We start from the raw sequence: 16,941 nt of genomic DNA, 5'->3' as shown, positions 1-16,941 counted from the left end.
ACGAGTGTTATCGTCGGCAGCGTGAGATGTGTATTAGAGTCATGTATATTTATATTAGCTATATCTTCAATTTTGAAAATATTATTTAAAAATATTTTCTCTTTTGCTTTACACTTTTTAATAAAAAAATACATCAAAGCTATTATTGATATCAATCCCAATGGAAGCAAGGTTATTAAAACTGTATCCGCAATTAAGATGTAATCATTAAAATTACTACCTTTAAATTTAGTAAAAATAAATGCTATTGCAGCAGCTAAACCTCCTATTATAGACAGTTTATCTAATACATTATATATGTTTTCATAAACATTACTTTTATGCTGCTTGATATCAATCAATGACTTTGTAAATTTACCTATTTCTGTGTTTGCCCCAACTGCAACTACAATTCCCTCTCCATTACCACTGTAAACTAAAGAGGATTTAAATAAAATATTCTTCATTTCTGTTAAGGCTAAATCATTTTTCAGCAGCCTTGCAGAGTATTTCTCAACTACATTTGAATCACCTGTAACAGATTCTTCTATTACTCTAAGATTATCGCAGCTAGTTATTCTTATATCCGCAGGTATGATGCTGTCTTTCTTATAGACAATTATATCACCAACCACAATATCCCTATTATTTACAACAACCAAATTTCCATTTCGAATCACATTGCATGCTCCAGAATTAATCTTATGTAATAGCAAAAAATTTTTTTGCTCTTTATATTTTTTCAAGCTAATTATAATAACATTTATAAGAACTATAATTAATATAATTATTGCTGAAATAGAACTGCCAATAATAAAATATAGTATAGAGCTTATGATTAAAGCAATTATCCATGGTCTAAAAAGTTCTTTAGCTATAGAACTAACAAATAATTTTTTTTCTTCACCTTCCACTATATTCTCACCAAAAATTTTCCTATTCTTTAAAACTTTATTTTCATCTAATCCTCTATTGGAGTTACTTTGAAATAAATTAACCACATCATTCCATGCTAGATTATACCAATCAGTCATAAGATATTTACCCCCATCAACAACTTTTACTTATAATATATTTTCATTATACTAAAGTATCATATTTTGTTAAATATTAAGTTGCATTTAATAACAATGATTTTTATAGATTGAAAATTTTTACTTTAAATTTCAAAATCATAGTCACTTCCATGAGATATTTTATATATTGATAATGAGAATATTTTATTATTCTACTGTATTATCAATGGGAGGGATTTTATGGATACTTCGATTAGCCCAAACATTCCAGTAGATCTATTTGAAAATCTATATTCAGTTGATCGTCATCGTTTGCGCCATAATTTAAAAGACAATAATTATAAATTTTTAGGTCAGGGTGCAAGCAGAATGGTTTATGAATTTGACGAAAATTTTGTAATTAAAATATCTAAAAATAGAACTGGAAAATATCAATCTAGAACTGAAAATTACATTTATAATGACATCGATGAAAAATACAAAAAATATTTTTGCCCTATAGTATGGTATAAAGAGAGCATGATAGTTATGAGAAAAGCTTTACCCTTTACAGAAATGCTTGGAGTAAGCCGCGGAAATATTTTTGAATTTACTAATATTAAGCCAGATAGCGAATTTTTTCAAACTCTAAAGAAAATTGCAAAGCATTATGATCTGCTCTATCCAGATATAAAAACAATTTCATCTTGGGGGATATTAGACAAAAAACCTGTATTAATTGATTACGGATGCACCAATAAATTATACGATGAATATTTTTATTAATGCTTTTACTAAAGCAGACTTTATCCCATGACTGGCAGCTACAGCACTCCCTACTTTTAAATATAAAACGAACAAGCGCAAAATAAATTTGTATTTGTTCGTTTTTTATTAATTTATTTCTATATATTCCATAAGTTTCTCTGATCTTTTAGGTCCTATGGCTTTTTCTAAATCCTGCTTAGAATTTATTCTTCCATCATTCTTATCTCTATATTCAATAATTTTTTTAGCTAATCCTGCTGCTATTCCAGGTATTTTTTTATTTACTATATCCTCCTCAGAAGCAGAATTTATATCTAATTTTTCATTCTCATCCTTGGAACTTACAGCTGCATTTGATGAATTACTTTTTGAAATACTTAAGCTCTCCTCTTTTGATCTATCCTCTTTTGATTTTATTTCAATATTATCTCCATCAATTACTTTCTTTGCTCCATTTATACTATAGGGATCTGATTTTTCCGTAAAACCACCTGCTAGATCTATTAGATCTTTAATTCTATCACCACTTTTTAATGAATATACACCTGGTTTTTTAATTTCACCATGAATTTGTGCTTTTATTTCCTTTTTTCCGTCACTATTTTTTATACTTTCTATTTCATTACTTTCACTTTTATTGTCTTCCTTAATAGTACTCTCTATTTTATTTTCTTTATATATTGATATATCTTTATCTCCTGAAACTGTCTTTGTATTTTGCAGCCTATATCCAATAAATAAAAATATTAGAAATATACCTAGTATTATTACGGAACCATACAATTTCTTTTTCTGCATTAATTTATACCTCCCTTAGGATGAATTATTAACAATATGTAAAAAAAATAGTCTTTTTTCAATTATTTTGCCATAACATATTTTTTTTGCTATACTGTTACAAGAACAATAAATTTAGGAGGTAAGCATGAAGAAAATAATAACAATTGCTATTACGCTTTTATTATTAATTACTAGTACAACTTACAGAGTTAATGCAGAAACACCAGCACCACCTAACGTATCCGGTGATGGCATAGTTCTCATGGATGCAACTACAGGTGAAATATTATATGGAAAAAATATAGATGCAACTTTCCCTCCCGCTTCAACTACGAAGATAATGACAGCTCTTTTAACTTTAGAAAATTGTAAATTAGATGATATAGTTACTGTAAGCAATGATTTTACCAGTAAAAATTTAGCACTTTTAGATGGTAACAGAATAGATGTAAAAAATGGAGAACAAATTACTGTAAAAGATTTATTGTATGCTCTGCTTTTACCTTCCGCAAATGATGCTGCTGTGGCACTTGCAGAACATATAAGCGGCTCCGTTCCTGAATTTGCTAAACTCATGAACAAAAGGTCAAAGGAACTTGGTTGTACAACGGCAAATTTTCAAAATCCCAATGGGCTATATGACAAAGACCATAGAGTTTCTGCTAGAGACTTAGCGCTTATTCTAAGGGCACTGGCATCTCATCCCGAATTTTCTCAAATTGCTACTACAGTCAGCTACACCATGGCCCCTACAAATAAAACAGATCCAGTGATGACAAAAAGAGATAGAACACTTATCAATGAAAATAAATTAGTTAACAAAAGTCTTCCTTCTTATTATTACGAGGGAATTGAAGGTGGTAAAACAGGCTATACAATACAGTCCCTTCACTCTTACGTAGCCAGTGCTACAAGAGATAACCACAGGCTTATAGTTACAATTCTACATAGTAATGACAGAACTTTTTTCCAAGATGCGCGAAACCTTTTTGATTATGGATTTAAAAATTTTGATTTAAAGAAAATGTATTCTAAAGGTGATGTAGTAACTACCTTCAATGAAAAGGATGGAAATAAAATTTCTCTTTTAGCCTCAAAAGATTTTTATTATGTAAAGGATAAAGCTTCTAACGAAGTACCTACATTTAGTTTTAATGAAGCTTCTTTAAATGATAAATATTTTCACAAAGGTGATATGGTTTCAAATTTAGATATGAAATTGAATGATAAAACAATCGGAACTTTGGAGCTTGTAAGCAGTGCAGATTATAATCCTAATGTTAATTCTATTGCTAAGGCTTCTGAAAATAATCTAAAAAATAATAAAATAGTCTATGGAATAGGAATATTTATAATTTTGATTCTATTAAACACTTACAGACTTAAAAGAATTTCCGCAGCGAAAAAAAGACGATATCTAAAATACAGAGGACTTAAATAAAAGAAGCTGTCTCATTATACTTGTGTATAATGAGACAGCTTCTTTTAACAATTTTGCTTAATTTTTTTATCTAAGTTGTTCTATTAAATTTTCTATATCTTTTGGTAGATCTATTTCAAGATCTATAATCTCATTAGTTCTTGGATGAGGAAAACTAAGCCTATAAGCATGCAGCGCCTGCCTGCCTATAATTGTGTTATCTTCACCACCGTATAGCGTATCTCCTAAGATAGGATGACCAATACTACTTAGGTGAACTCTTATCTGATGAGTTCTCCCGGTCTCCAATTGCAGTCTTATAAGATCACCTTGTTCAAAGCTTTCAACTACCTCATAATTAGTAATGCTTCTTTGGCCTCTGCTATCTATTATTCTTCTTATATTTTCCTCAGTTCTATATATTGGAAGATCAATAGTGCCTGATTTTTCTTGTAGATTTCCTCTTACTACAGCTAAATAACCCTTCTTGAAAGTATCCAATTTCATATCTCTTGCCAGGGACATATGTGAAAATTGATTCTTTGCTACTAAGATAAGCCCTGAGGTATCCATATCAAGTCTACTGACAAGTCTTACTATACATTTTTCACCTTTTTCTTTAAAATAATATAAAAGACCATTGGCAAGAGTTCCTTCTGGATAACTTCTAGTGGGATGAACTACGATTCCTGCTGGTTTATTGACAACTATTAAATCCTGATCTTCATAAGCTACGGAAATATCCATTTCTTGAGGAATTATATTTTGGCTTTCATCTCTAAAAGTATCTATTTCAACTTTGTTGCCAAATCTAAGCACATAGTTCATTTTTACAGCACATCCATTAACTGTTATTCTCTTTTCTATGGCTGCTTTTTTTATAAATCTTGTGGATAGATCTAGTTTATTCTTTAAATACTCTCTTATTTTGGTATCTGCATCGTCTTTTTCTATATAGTATGTAAGTTTGCTATTCATTCTATACCCCTTTTATTCTATTTACTACGGATAATTATATAATTTAATATTTCCTATTATCAGTTGCCTAAATCATTTCCAAGTACAATTACTATATCATGTGAACTCTTCTGTGGAATAAGTTCATAATTATCTGTTTTTATTGAACCACTCATATCGTTGTTTATTTGTACTAGTTTATTTTCATCTACACCATAAAAAGTAATTTTGGTAGCCTCCACTGGTTTTTTTGGCGCATTTCCAGTAGTTATATTAGTAAATCCCTTTTCATTTAATTTTGTTTGATAATTTTTTGCTAAACCATTTTTCATAGTTCCATTTTGTATATTAATCTTTAAAGCAGACTTATTTATATTGTCAGATTTATTAACTGCCTTAGCAGAAGAAAGATTGGCACTATTGCCTGCTGTGTCCAATAAAAAATACTTATTGTCTTCAATAGACACATTAAGTCCCTTGGCAGTAGCTATGCTTATATTTTGATTTTTTAAATGGCTAAAGGTACGCGCATATTTTATAATTTGATTAGGCGTCATATTGGTTACTATATCCTTGGAAACTGACGATATTATAGCAGGATATTTGAAGATAGTGGAGAATCTACTAAATTTCTTTATAACTGCATCCATAAGTTGCTGCTGGTTTTTTATTCTGCCTAAATCCCCGCCTTCTATAGATTTACCGTCATTATTTTTAACCCATCTAAAATATTCCTCTGCCTTTTGCCCATTTAAATGAGTAACACCCTTATCAAAATTAATGTGTAAATTCTGAAGGTTATCATCATAATCCATTCTGTTATTTATATTAACATCCACTCCACCTAAGGAATTAATCACATCTTTAAAAGCATTATAATCTAATTGAACGTAATAATTAACTTTAGTATTCATCAATTCCTCAACATTATTTACCAGATATTTAGGACCATTCACAGAATTGGATATACTTATTTTCTGTCTTTTCTCATTAAGCTTTATAATAGTATCTCTTGGAATTGAAATGATTTTTAAATTTTCATTTTTAGGATCATAGTGAAGAAGTACTATTGAGTTTGCTTTTTTTACAGTGTTAATTTTTACAGAATCTCCAGAATCATTAGAGGCGGTATCCACTCCTGCCACTAAAATATTTACAGCCTCATCCTTTGCTGGCGCCGAAGCATTAATATTAATTGAATTCGATTTACTATTAGTGCTGGATAAATAAAATACAGTAAAACATGTAACTCCAACTCCAATACATACAATTACAGCTAAGATTGCAATTATAGCTACTTTTAGTATTTTCTTTGACCTTGTTCTTTTGTTTTCCTCACCCATTAATTCCACCTACTTTTCATTACATATAATATAATTTCTTGCATCTATAGTATTTAAATGAATTAGGTCTCCTCTTGAAATTACTAACTCAATAGTGCTATTAAATGAAAGCAATAATCCTTCATCCAAATTTCTATTTACTGCTTCTCTAAGCTCATCTACTCCAGGAAAATTTCTTGAAGGTTCTATATAATCTGCTAAATAAATTATTTTTTCCAGCAAACTCATATCTTTTCTTCCTGTAGTATGATATTCGATAGAATTCAATATATCCTGATCTTCAACTTTCATTACCTGCTTTGCAATTATGGCACCAGCTGCTCCATGCATAATACCAGGATTCTTATAGGCAACATGATCTAATTTATATCCATTTTCAATACAAATGTCTAATATTTTGCTTTTTTCCATTTGTTTTGCGCAATCATGTATCAATCCAGCAATTCTAGCCTTATGCACATCAGCTCCATATTTCTTGGCCAAAGCCTCTGCAGTATCTCTTACTCCCAAGCTATGCTTTAACCTTCCCTCTGTTAAATTTTTTTTTAAATATTCTTCCATTTCGATCTCATTCCACATAAAAATCCCTTCTCTCACTCTCATAAAGTCTTAACCTAGCAATATCTTTAGAAACTGAAGCAGGTACCAAATACGATATATTATTGCCCTGCCTGACCTTTTTTCTTATATAAGAAGCTGATATATCCATTAAAGGTAAATCCAGCAATATAATATCCCTATTATATTGCTTTTCAATTTTTTCCCTTTGTTTTTCAAGCTGTTCTTTGCTGTAACCTGGTCTATTAAATACTACAAAGTTACAAAGTTCCAATATTCTATTGATATTTTTCCAGTTTTCCATTTCAATGAGGCAATCAGCTCCACTTATAAAATACCACTGAGTATCTGGTTCTTTTTCATTGAGATATTCCAATGTTTTATAGGTAAAACTTAAACCTCTTTTATGAATTTCATAATTATCTATTTCAAAAATAGGTTCATCTTTTATTGCCTTTTCCACCATTTTGTATCTTATTAGTGCATCTGTTACTACCTTATCTGTCTTATGTGGTGGATTGCCTGTTGGTATAAAAACCATTTTATCCAACTTTAATCTTTCTATAGCCTCATAAGCAATATTTAAATGTCCGTTGTGAATTGGATCGAAAGTCCCTCCTAAAATGCCTTTTTTCATTTAAATCCCTCTTTATCTTAGGCATAAACAGAATTCTTAGTATCAGATGGAGTTTTTATTCCAGCTGATGCTTAGAAGTCGTTATCCATGGACGTAGCCACTCTTTACTCCTACTTTACGAAAAGCAGAGAACCAAAATGTGTGACTCGCTTTCACAGAGTACGATGGGAGTATTAGAGTGGGTAGTCATCGGATAAAAAATAGAAGACTTTCTTCACCTGCTATTTATCTTTAATGCCCTAATAATTATTAATAAGTATATTATATCATATTTACAGTAGTGGCATATGCCATTTATTGTAATATTATATTTTATTTATATTACAATAAGTATTAAAAATTCACTTTTTTCTACCATCATCAATTTTATGTAATCAAACTTTTCCATCCCCATTTTTCAAATAATCTCATTAAACATTCATATATATGTTCACTTGTAAAGTTTTTAAAAAGAGATTTAAGCTTATAAAAGCTTGATGAATTATTTGTCCAATTGAAGATGATAATATAAAAATAGAATTCTAAAAATTCAGGTATAATTTTATCAGCCTAAATCTTAGAATCCTTATTTTCATAGTTTAAACAGGTAATTCTATTTTAGAATTATCTTTAGATCTTCTATATAATACAAATTTTCTGCCTATAGCTTGAATTCCCTCACAATTTAATTTTCTGCAAAGTAAATCACTAGCTTCTCTGGCAGTATAGTCACTGGTTTCAAGCACCGTTATTTTTATTAATTCTCTAGCTTTAAGGGCATCATCTACCTGTTTTATAAAGGCTTCTTCTATATCACTTTTTCCCACCTGAAAAATAGGTTGAATTTTGTTGGCCAAACCCCTTAAGTAACTTCTTTGTTTACTGGTTATCATTAAATTGTTTCCTCCTATAATAAAAACTCGAATTCAAAATCATTTAATCTTACTAATTCTCCGTCTTCTATCCCCATACTAACTAACTCATCAATGATACCCTTATTTCTAAGTACCTTATGGAAATACATCAATGATTGAGGATCATTGATATTTACACTATCTAGCAATCTATCAACAAAGGAGCCTTCAACTACGTAGACATCATCTTCTTTACGAATTTCATAAGTAAATTTCTTATCTTCCGGTACAAATCTCTCCTCTTCACTTATCTCCAGGTCTGTAACAGGTATTTCTGAAAGTTGTTTTGCAGCTTCCTTCAATAGATCATCTACTCCAAACCTTGTAGCTGCTGAAATCTTAAATATATGTTTATATCCCATTTCCTGCAGCTTCTCTTTAAAATTATTGAAATTAGTATCATCATAGGAAATATCACTTTTATTTGCAGCTATTATCTGAGGTCTATCCCAAAGTTTAACACTATATTTCTTTAATTCCTCATTGATTTTAATGAAATCCTCTATAGGATCTCTTCCTTCACTTCCAGAAATATCAACTACGTGAATAAGAAGCCTTGTTCTTTCAATATGTCTTAAAAACTGTAAACCAAGACCTACGCCCTCTGCTGCACCTTCAATAATACCAGGAATATCTGCCATAACAAAGCCTTGAATTCCAGGAATGCTAACTACTCCAAGATTAGGTTTTATGGTGGTAAAATGATAGTTTGCAATCTTAGGCCTTGCCTTAGACACCATGGATAGCAAGGTAGATTTACCTACATTTGGGAAACCTATAAGTCCTACATCCGCCAACAATTTAAGCTCTAAGCTTATCCATCGTTCCTCTCCCGGCATACCAGGTTCTGCAAAATTTGGAGCCTGCCTTGTAGGCGTACAGAATTTTGCATTTCCCTTTCCACCTTTTCCACCTTTTGCAGCAATAACCTTATCTCCAGCATGAGATAAATCCGCAATGATCTTATCAGTTTCTACATCTCTAATAATTGTACCCATAGGTATCTTTATATACAAATCTTTTCCATCTTTGCCATAACATTTAGACCCAGAGCCAGCTACCCCAATTTCCGCTACATATTTTCTTTTATATGTAAAATCTAAAAGAGTAGTCATATTTTGATCCGCTATGAAGATTACATTTCCACCATCTCCACCATCTCCGCCGTCAGGCCCACCTAATGGTACGTATTTTTCCCTTCTGAAGGAAACCGATCCATTTCCTCCATTACCAGACTTTATAAATATTTTTGCCGTATCAATAAACATTATCTTCACCTTCCTTTTATGGAGTAAAAAAGCACCCCCTAAAGGGTGCTTTAAATTATTCAGCTATGCTTTCTTCTATAGCTACAGGATAAACGCTTGCTTTTTTCTTGTCTCTGCCTACTCTTTCATATTTAACTACTCCGTCAACCTTAGCAAAAAGAGTATCATCAGATCCCTTACCTACATTAGCTCCAGGATGAATCTTTGTTCCTCTTTGTCTAACCAATATATTTCCAGCAAGTACGAATTCTCCATCAGCACTTTTAACTCCAAGTCTTTTAGATTCACTGTCTCTACCATTTCTTGAACTACCTACTCCTTTTTTATGAGCAAATAGTTGTAGATTCATAACTAGCATTTCACTGCACCTCCTCTATTTCCACTTTTATATAGTCACCATAATTAATTTCCATATTCTGCATTCCAGATAACATCGTCTTCATTAATATTTGACATTTTTCAACATTACTCATAGCTTCATTTTTTAAGTCTAAACTTAAAAAGCCATCACAAATACTAATCTCGGCATTTGCACCTACAATTTCTGTAATACCATTGGCAAAGGTATAAGCTAATGCCGATACAGCACTGCACACAATATCATAGCCTTCTTCACTAAAACATGCATGCCCATTTATGTTAAAAGAAACAAAACAATTATGTTTTTTTGTAAAAACAATATTAATCATGACTAAGCTTCAATCTTTTCAATTACAAGCTTAGTGTAAGGTTGTCTGTGACCTTGTTTTCTTCTGTAGTCCTTTTTACGTTTATATTTGAATACTATAACCTTTTTAGCTTTTCCTTGTTCTGCTACTTTAGCAACAACTTTAGCTCCTTCAACTACAGGCTTACCTACAACAAATCCGTCTTCTTTTGCAACTGCAAGAACATTTGTCAATTCAACATTTGAATCAACTTCAGCTTCTAGTTTCTCAACGAATATTACGTCTCCTTCTGAAACTTTATACTGTTTTCCTCCAGTAGTAATTACTGCGTACATTAAAACACCTCCTCAAACCAGTCTCGCCAACTCAGGTACACAAAATTTAAATCTCGTGTTTCATATAAAACCCTATGCGTGCGGCCTACAAATGCCATTTTAACACATATAATAATATTTGTAAATAAAATTATCCATATATTTTATATATATTATTATCTTCTATTTGATTTTTAAACATTAAAGGTTCCACCTTATAATAATCAATATCTTTTATAAATCTTACATAAACACTCTTTTTTTCTGAACCTATTGACTTTACAAATTTATCTGTATATTTCAATATACTTGCTTTATACTCTTCACTTATTTCAATATAAATGTGATTACTTGTATTTTCCATATCAATTCTTATTATTCTGTTTCTAATCAAATTAGCTAAATAAGATAATTTTAATACTTTTCCGGAGCCATTACAGACTTTACATTTTTGTTCAATATAATCTAGTATGGATTTACCCCTTCTTCTTCTGGCTATTTGTACAATATTTAATTCTGTAAATGGATAAATTATAGTTTTATTTTTATCATCTTTAAATCCCAACTCTAAAATATGTAGAATTTTATTTTTTATTTTTGTATCTTCCACATCTATAAAATCTATAACTATTATTCCGCTCAAATTTCTAAGTCTAATCTGTGATGCAATTTCCCTGGCAGCCTGAGTATTTGTAAATTCTGCAGTATTTTGAATATTTCTTCCTTTAACATTTTTACCTGAATTCACATCAATAACATACATGGCCTCGGTTTTATCAATTACTATAGATCCTCCGCATGGAAGTTCTACAATATTATCTCTAAGTTCTAATATCTTTTTTTCAATATTGTAATATTCCATAATGGGAATATTATGTCTATGTATTTCTACCTTTGCGGCTATATCACCTTTATTTTTTATATAAGCTTCTATGAACTTAAGATCCTCTGAATTATTAACAATTATTTTTTCCGTGGCTTCATCTACTACATCCCTTAAAACTTTTCCTAAAACACCGCCAGAATCATATATAAGCTCAGGTTTATTAGAGTAATTTCCCCTTTTCACTATATCCTCATATATTTTATATAATCTTTCAATTTCATTATTTATTTCATCTATGGTGATTTTCTCCGCATTAGTTCTTATCATAACCCCTGTATCTTCGGGTTTTCTTATGCCATTTTCTAAATATTCCTGAATTTCTTTGTCTACTATTTTCTTTGAAATAGAAATTTCATTGTTTAAAGTTTCAATCACAGCATATCTGCCAGGAACAGTGATTTTATTACTTACTTTCGGACCTTTTGTCCCCATATTTTCTTTAATAATTTCAACTAAAAGTTCCTCACCCTTTTTTATTTTCACATTGTTAAATTTAGAATCCATATACATATATGCATTTTTTCCTCTGCCAATATCTATAAAAGCACATTTTATTGCAGGCACAATGTTCTTAACTATGCCTTTATAGATCTGTCCTGGATACACTAATGTACCCTCTTCCTCAATATAGCATTCTATAAGCTTTTCCTCTTCTGTTATAGCAATTCTAAGTAAATCTTTTTGCCTTTCAAAGAATATATTTTTCAACTTTAGCACCTCTAAGTCTATTAATGGTTTTCTCTATCTATATAATTAATCTAAATTTAGATGAAGTTTATACTCCCGGTAAATAAGCTTTATCTTTTCCTGACTGAAAGGTTCAGACCTCCACCTCTAAGCGAAGCGAAGGTGGGACTTTCCAATCAGGTGGGGTAGACTCCCCACCTGATTTACCGATGTTTCAGCCTGCTGAAACGAGTTCACTGCTGAAAATACTGCCAAAGTGGTACTAATTTTTTATTTTTAATGCCATACATTTCCGTTCTTACAATCTCCGTGAAGGCCTCTTCATCTACAGCTTTGGTATTTTGCTTTATATACTTTGCCAAAAGCTCTGCTGATAAATTTTCTCTGCTTCCACAGGAAAGCTCTGCTTCCAGCTTAAGATAATCACCTTCCACACTAAACTTTAAATTCTTAACCATCGGCTTAATATCAACCTCTTTTTCACCACTTTTAGTCTTCTTAAGAATGTTCCACGCTTTAAGTTGAAACACATTATCAATCTCAATATTAAGAGTATCTGTATTTAAATATTTTATATTTATTTTATAGCTTGCTCCATCAATTGCTGCCATGGCTTGAGGAATCTTCCTTCCATCTTTGTCATAGGGTTCCTTAATTTCAACTACCTTTAATAATTTTATATTTTCCGTAGAATTTTCATTAAATTTTCTTTCTATTTCATTTATCTCTACTGATTCTTTAAATTCTATATCAAGGTAATCTCCTAAAGAATACATCCCAACAGATAGAGGCTGAGCAATAGAAAGCTTCATGTGAGGATTAAAGCCTTTAGAATAATCTACAGGAAGTGCAGCTCTCTTAAAAGTCCTCTGAATTGTTCTCATAATATCAAGATGAGAAACAAATTTTACTTCAGAACCCTTTGTAAATTTAATTAAATATCGCACCTTCAAAGCACTTCCCTTCTTTAAAATTAACATTTATACCACAATTTTTACATCCACTTCTGCAATCAGGAGTAATAACTGCAAGCTTTGCATTTTCATTTTCTTTAATTAGAAATTCCTTATTTATACCAATATCTATAAAATCCCATGGTAAAAATTCTTCATAACTTCTTTCTCTATAGGCATAAAAATCTCCATCTATGTTGCAATCCTTCATAGCTTCCATCCATAATTCATAATCAAAATACTGAGACCAGCCATCAAATTTTGCGCCCTTTTCAAAGGCCTTTACCAGTACATCACACATTCTTCTATCTCCTCTGGCAAATACCGCCTCAAGATAGCTTACAGGTGTCTCATGCCAGTTGTAGGTTACCCTTTTATCCATAACCTTTTGTAGTCCCCCTATTTTTTCCCTTACAGAAGGGATTTTATCCATTGCTGCCCATTGGAAAGGTGTAAATGGTTTAGGAACAAATATAGAAGTACTGGCAGTAACCTTTAAGCCCTTTTTTCTTTCTTCCTTTGGAACCTTATAATATTCCTCTATAACCTTTTTCGATAAATAAGCTATTCCCTTCACATCCTCTGCAGTTTCAAATGGGAGGCCTATCATAAAATAAAGCTTAATAGTTGACCAGCCAGCTTTAAAGGCACTTCTAACAGAGTCAATTAAATTCTCTTCCGTTACTCCTTTATTTATTACATCTCTCATTCTCTGTGATCCAGCTTCCGGGGCAAAAGTAAGCCCTGTCTTTCTAACTTTCTGAATCTCCTTTATTAAATCCACTGAAAACGAGTCTATTCTAAGGGATGGCAGTGATACACCAACCTTTTCATCTCTATACTTTTCCACCATAGAATTAATTAAATTTTGTATATCTGAATAATCACAAATACTTAAAGATGTAAGAGAAATTTCATCATAGCCAGTATTTTCAATAAGTTTTTGAGATATATCTAATAATTTTTCTGACTTCTTTTCTCTTACAGGCCTATAAATCATTCCTGCCTGGCAAAATCTACAGCCCCTAGTACAACCCCTAAAGGTTTCCAGCATAATTCTATCATGTACAATTTCATTATAGGGTACAATTAGTTTATCTGGATATTCTACATCATTGAAATCTTTAATTATTCTCTTCTTTATAGTTTTAGGTATATCTTCATATTTGGGTTTAAACTCCTTTATAGTTCCATCTTCCTTATAGTAGACTTCATAAAGACTTGGAACATAAGTACCTTCTATTTTGGCAGCTTCTCTTAAAAACTCCTTTTTATTTTTTCCCTTGTATTTTTTATATAAATCCAGCAATTCATTTAGATGTTCTTCCCCCTCACCAATAGAGAATATATCGGCTATATCATAAAGCGGCTCAGGATTATAGGCACAGGGACCTCCGCATATTACTACAGGATCCTCTTCTGTCCTTTTTGAAGCTCTTAATTCTATTCCTGACATATCTAGCATATTTAAAATATTTGTATAGCTCATTTCATACTGAAGTGTAAAACCTACAAAATCAAATTCCTTTAAAGAATCCTTTGTTTCAAGAGTATATAATGGTATTTCACTTTCTCTCATGAGCTTTTCCATATCCGGCCAGGGCGCAAAGGCCCTTTCGCAGTAGGTATCCTCTCTTTTATTTAAAACATGATAGAGTATCTTCATTCCAAGATGGGACATACCTACCTCATATACATCTGGAAAACAAAAGGCAAACCTTATATCCACTTTATTTTTATCTTTAACACAGGAGTTAAACTCACCACCAGTGTATCTGGCTGGTTTTTCAACCCTATGCAAAATATCATCAGTTATTTTTTTCAATTCTATTTCCTCCTCATTAGGCATCTGACAATAAATAAGCCAAAGATAGCATGTATATTTTAAAGATGCCTTAGCTCATCCATTTTGACATTCATTGTTATTCTAACATATAGGCATGATCAAAGAAATACCCAATAATGCATCCTATTTTTTCTTCTATATTTCACTTTTCCTGTACACACATTATATCAGTTCTAGCTGCTGTGCTTTTCCCGTACTATATTTCGTTTTTCTCGTGTATTTGTATTAATTCCTCTATAGTTATATTTCCATAACTTTTCAGTGCCTCTAAAATCTCCTCTTCATAAATTATATCCACAACTTTTAATTCCTCATCAAGAACAGTAAAAATATTGTATTTATTTTTTTCTGCTAGACTAAGTACCTTTAATAATTCACTTTTATAGTATATAGAAAAATTTCTATTTTCTATATAGCCTCTTTTTATAAATCTAAATTTTTTCTTTACAATATCACTCATGATTATATATGCTATCCTTTCCTTTTCCTTAAAAGAATATATCATTATATAAAGTGCTATAATTCCAAAGGACAAATTCATCTGCCCTTTAAAAAAGCAGTACATATAATATAACATAAATATACTTCCAATACACATGCTGACTATAATAGTAATCAAATTTGCAGATCTGTATATGGTCTTTTTTCCTATTAAATCTCTTAATATCCTGCCTCCATCCAAAGGCAATGCTGGCATTAAATTAAATATTCCAAGAGCAGCATTAGTAAAAGATAGAGAATGCATAAAATTTCTATTAAAATGTAAATTCAATACATAAAAAATGACTGCCAGCACTAAATTAAAAATTGGTCCTGACAGTGAAATTATCAAATCTTCCTTAAATGAAGCTTCTGCTAAATCATCAAGCCTTAAAACTGCACCAAATGGCAAAATTTCAACATTACCATTTTTAAATCCAAAATATCTTGCTACAAAATAGTGTGTAAATTCATGAAAAATAACCATTGCAAAAGCTATGAATAGATCTCCGTTAAAACCTATAAAAACTAGCAAAACAATATATGGTATAAAAAATTTATTTATTTTAATCAAAAGATCACTCCAAGTTTATTGCTTAGGTATATGAAAATAAATAACAATTCAAAATACATAGTATATTTTTTGAAAATGCCCTGTGAAAATTAAATATTAAAGTATTGCTGCGGATCAAGATTTTCACCCATATATATCAATTCAAAATACAGTAAGGGAGAAGCCACATTTCCTGTATTACCAGATTTTCCAATAATCTGGCCTTTTATAACTTTATCACCTTTTTTCACTTGAAGTGAGTTCATATGGGCATATTTTGTCTCAATACCATTTTCATGATCTATAACTAAATATTTCCCCAGTGTTTTATCCTCTCCTGTTTCTTTTATAAAGCCATTATAAGAAGCCTTTATATCCGTATTTAATGAACATTCAATATCTATTCCCTTATGAAATTCAACCTCACCTGTAGTACTATTTTTCATTTGACCATATCCTTGTAATACTCTGCCATTTACAGGAACTATAAAATTATTAGTTATATTCTCCTTAGTTGTTTTGCCTCCCATAACCTTTGTTCTAACACTATCAATCCAATTTGTTGCCTTGTTTTGAAAATCTGTAAAATTACCGCTTTTAATTGACTTCACTAAATTATTTACATCTATACTCTTCACATATAATATTGCAGATTTATAATCAAAATTTTCATTTACAATATTTTTAGAATAATTGTATACCATCTTTGTCTGTGGATTAACATACAACTTACATGTAAAGGCAAAAATAAAGAGAAATACAGTACCTATAAGTTGTATTTCAAAGATTCTCAAAAGTTTTCTCTTACTAAAAATAGATTTTTCAACATTAGACTGTCTTTTATAAGGCAATTTATTCTGGCCGTATCCCTTTTTTGATAATGCATTATAATAATTTTCATACTGGCTGTTAAAGCTCCCCATATTTTCCTCCCAATTATAATTCATACAATACCA

18 protein-coding genes are annotated in these 16,941 nt (G+C 30.8%); 2 read left to right on the top strand and 16 right to left on the bottom strand.

Annotated elements, in window-relative coordinates:
* Positions 1 to 1,013 (bottom strand): cation-transporting P-type ATPase (locus tag ABF633_RS13005; protein WP_415524280.1); only part of this gene is annotated, 1,013 nt, incomplete at its 3' end.
* Positions 1,014 to 1,235: 222 nt separating this feature from the next.
* Between ABF633_RS13005 and ABF633_RS13000 the strand changes: the two genes are divergently transcribed.
* On the top strand, positions 1,236 to 1,760 hold the full coding sequence (locus ABF633_RS13000) for a hypothetical protein (RefSeq protein WP_415524279.1): 525 nt from the start codon (positions 1,236 to 1,238) through the stop codon (positions 1,758 to 1,760).
* Between the two features lie 108 nt (positions 1,761 to 1,868).
* Here ABF633_RS13000 and ABF633_RS12995 read toward each other — a convergent pair whose 3' ends face one another.
* The gene (locus ABF633_RS12995; protein ID WP_415524277.1) at positions 1,869 to 2,540 is read right to left on the bottom strand and encodes an SLBB domain-containing protein; all 672 of its coding nucleotides are present in this window, start codon (positions 2,538 to 2,540) and stop codon (positions 1,869 to 1,871) included.
* A gap of 127 nt (positions 2,541 to 2,667) precedes the next feature.
* Between ABF633_RS12995 and ABF633_RS12990 the strand changes: the two genes are divergently transcribed.
* Positions 2,668 to 3,963 (top strand): serine hydrolase, encoded by a 1,296-nt coding sequence (locus ABF633_RS12990; RefSeq protein WP_415524276.1) that lies wholly within the window; start codon positions 2,668 to 2,670, stop codon positions 3,961 to 3,963.
* A 66-nt stretch (positions 3,964 to 4,029) separates the two neighbouring features.
* On the opposite strand, the gene ABF633_RS12985 is transcribed toward ABF633_RS12990, so the two are convergent.
* From ABF633_RS12985 to ABF633_RS12920, 14 genes are all read right to left on the bottom strand, one after another.
* A complete protein-coding gene (locus ABF633_RS12985; RefSeq protein WP_415524275.1) occupies positions 4,030 to 4,920 on the bottom strand; it encodes an RluA family pseudouridine synthase in 891 nt (296 codons plus the stop codon).
* Between the two features lie 59 nt (positions 4,921 to 4,979).
* Positions 4,980 to 6,242 carry an LCP family protein gene (locus tag ABF633_RS12980; protein WP_415524274.1) on the bottom strand — a complete coding sequence of 421 codons (1,263 nt, stop codon included), beginning with the start codon at positions 6,240 to 6,242 and terminating at the stop codon, positions 4,980 to 4,982.
* A 9-nt stretch (positions 6,243 to 6,251) separates the two neighbouring features.
* Positions 6,252 to 6,821, bottom strand: coding sequence for a bis(5'-nucleosyl)-tetraphosphatase (symmetrical) YqeK (yqeK, locus tag ABF633_RS12975; RefSeq protein WP_415524273.1), 570 nt, complete (start codon positions 6,819 to 6,821; stop codon positions 6,252 to 6,254).
* Positions 6,811 to 7,437 carry a nicotinate-nucleotide adenylyltransferase gene (gene nadD, locus ABF633_RS12970; RefSeq protein ID WP_415524271.1) on the bottom strand — a complete coding sequence of 209 codons (627 nt, stop codon included), beginning with the start codon at positions 7,435 to 7,437 and terminating at the stop codon, positions 6,811 to 6,813. Before nadD ends, yqeK begins: the two co-directional genes overlap by 11 nt.
* 578 nt (positions 7,438 to 8,015) lie before the next feature.
* Positions 8,016 to 8,309 carry a ribosome assembly RNA-binding protein YhbY gene (yhbY, locus tag ABF633_RS12965; protein WP_415524269.1) on the bottom strand — a complete coding sequence of 98 codons (294 nt, stop codon included), beginning with the start codon at positions 8,307 to 8,309 and terminating at the stop codon, positions 8,016 to 8,018.
* Positions 8,310 to 8,323: 14 nt separating this feature from the next.
* Positions 8,324 to 9,598, bottom strand: a complete 1,275-nt coding sequence (obgE, locus tag ABF633_RS12960; protein ID WP_415524268.1) for a GTPase ObgE — start codon at positions 9,596 to 9,598, stop codon at positions 8,324 to 8,326.
* 55 nt (positions 9,599 to 9,653) lie between these two features.
* Entirely contained in the window at positions 9,654 to 9,956 is a 303-nt protein-coding gene (gene rpmA / locus ABF633_RS12955; protein ID WP_015615355.1) for a 50S ribosomal protein L27, read from the bottom strand.
* 1 nt (position 9,957) lies between these two features.
* Positions 9,958 to 10,287, bottom strand: a complete 330-nt coding sequence (locus ABF633_RS12950) for a ribosomal-processing cysteine protease Prp (protein ID WP_415524267.1) — start codon at positions 10,285 to 10,287, stop codon at positions 9,958 to 9,960.
* A gap of 2 nt (positions 10,288 to 10,289) precedes the next feature.
* The gene (gene rplU / locus ABF633_RS12945) at positions 10,290 to 10,601 is read right to left on the bottom strand and encodes a 50S ribosomal protein L21 (protein ID WP_015615353.1); all 312 of its coding nucleotides are present in this window, start codon (positions 10,599 to 10,601) and stop codon (positions 10,290 to 10,292) included.
* Positions 10,602 to 10,731: 130 nt separating this feature from the next.
* Positions 10,732 to 12,174 carry a ribonuclease E/G gene (locus ABF633_RS12940; protein WP_415524266.1) on the bottom strand — a complete coding sequence of 481 codons (1,443 nt, stop codon included), beginning with the start codon at positions 12,172 to 12,174 and terminating at the stop codon, positions 10,732 to 10,734.
* Positions 12,175 to 12,386: 212 nt separating this feature from the next.
* A complete protein-coding gene (locus tag ABF633_RS12935; RefSeq protein WP_415524298.1) occupies positions 12,387 to 13,106 on the bottom strand; it encodes a TIGR03936 family radical SAM-associated protein in 720 nt (239 codons plus the stop codon).
* Positions 13,084 to 14,931 (bottom strand): TIGR03960 family B12-binding radical SAM protein, encoded by a 1,848-nt coding sequence (locus ABF633_RS12930; RefSeq protein ID WP_415524265.1) that lies wholly within the window; start codon positions 14,929 to 14,931, stop codon positions 13,084 to 13,086. The genes ABF633_RS12935 and ABF633_RS12930 overlap by 23 nt, the downstream gene beginning before the upstream one ends.
* Positions 14,932 to 15,148: 217 nt before the next feature.
* Complete coding sequence (locus tag ABF633_RS12925) at positions 15,149 to 16,006, bottom strand: M50 family metallopeptidase (protein ID WP_415524263.1); 858 nt, start codon at positions 16,004 to 16,006, stop codon at positions 15,149 to 15,151.
* A gap of 89 nt (positions 16,007 to 16,095) precedes the next feature.
* Positions 16,096 to 16,908 carry a M23 family metallopeptidase gene (locus tag ABF633_RS12920; RefSeq protein ID WP_415524261.1) on the bottom strand — a complete coding sequence of 271 codons (813 nt, stop codon included), beginning with the start codon at positions 16,906 to 16,908 and terminating at the stop codon, positions 16,096 to 16,098.
* Positions 16,909 to 16,941 lie beyond the last annotated feature (33 nt).

This window comes from Clostridium sp. (assembly GCF_047718555.1).
In the GTDB taxonomy this organism is placed as follows: domain Bacteria; phylum Bacillota; class Clostridia; order Clostridiales; family Clostridiaceae; genus Clostridium_I.
This window is presented reverse-complemented; position numbering and strand designations above follow the sequence as displayed.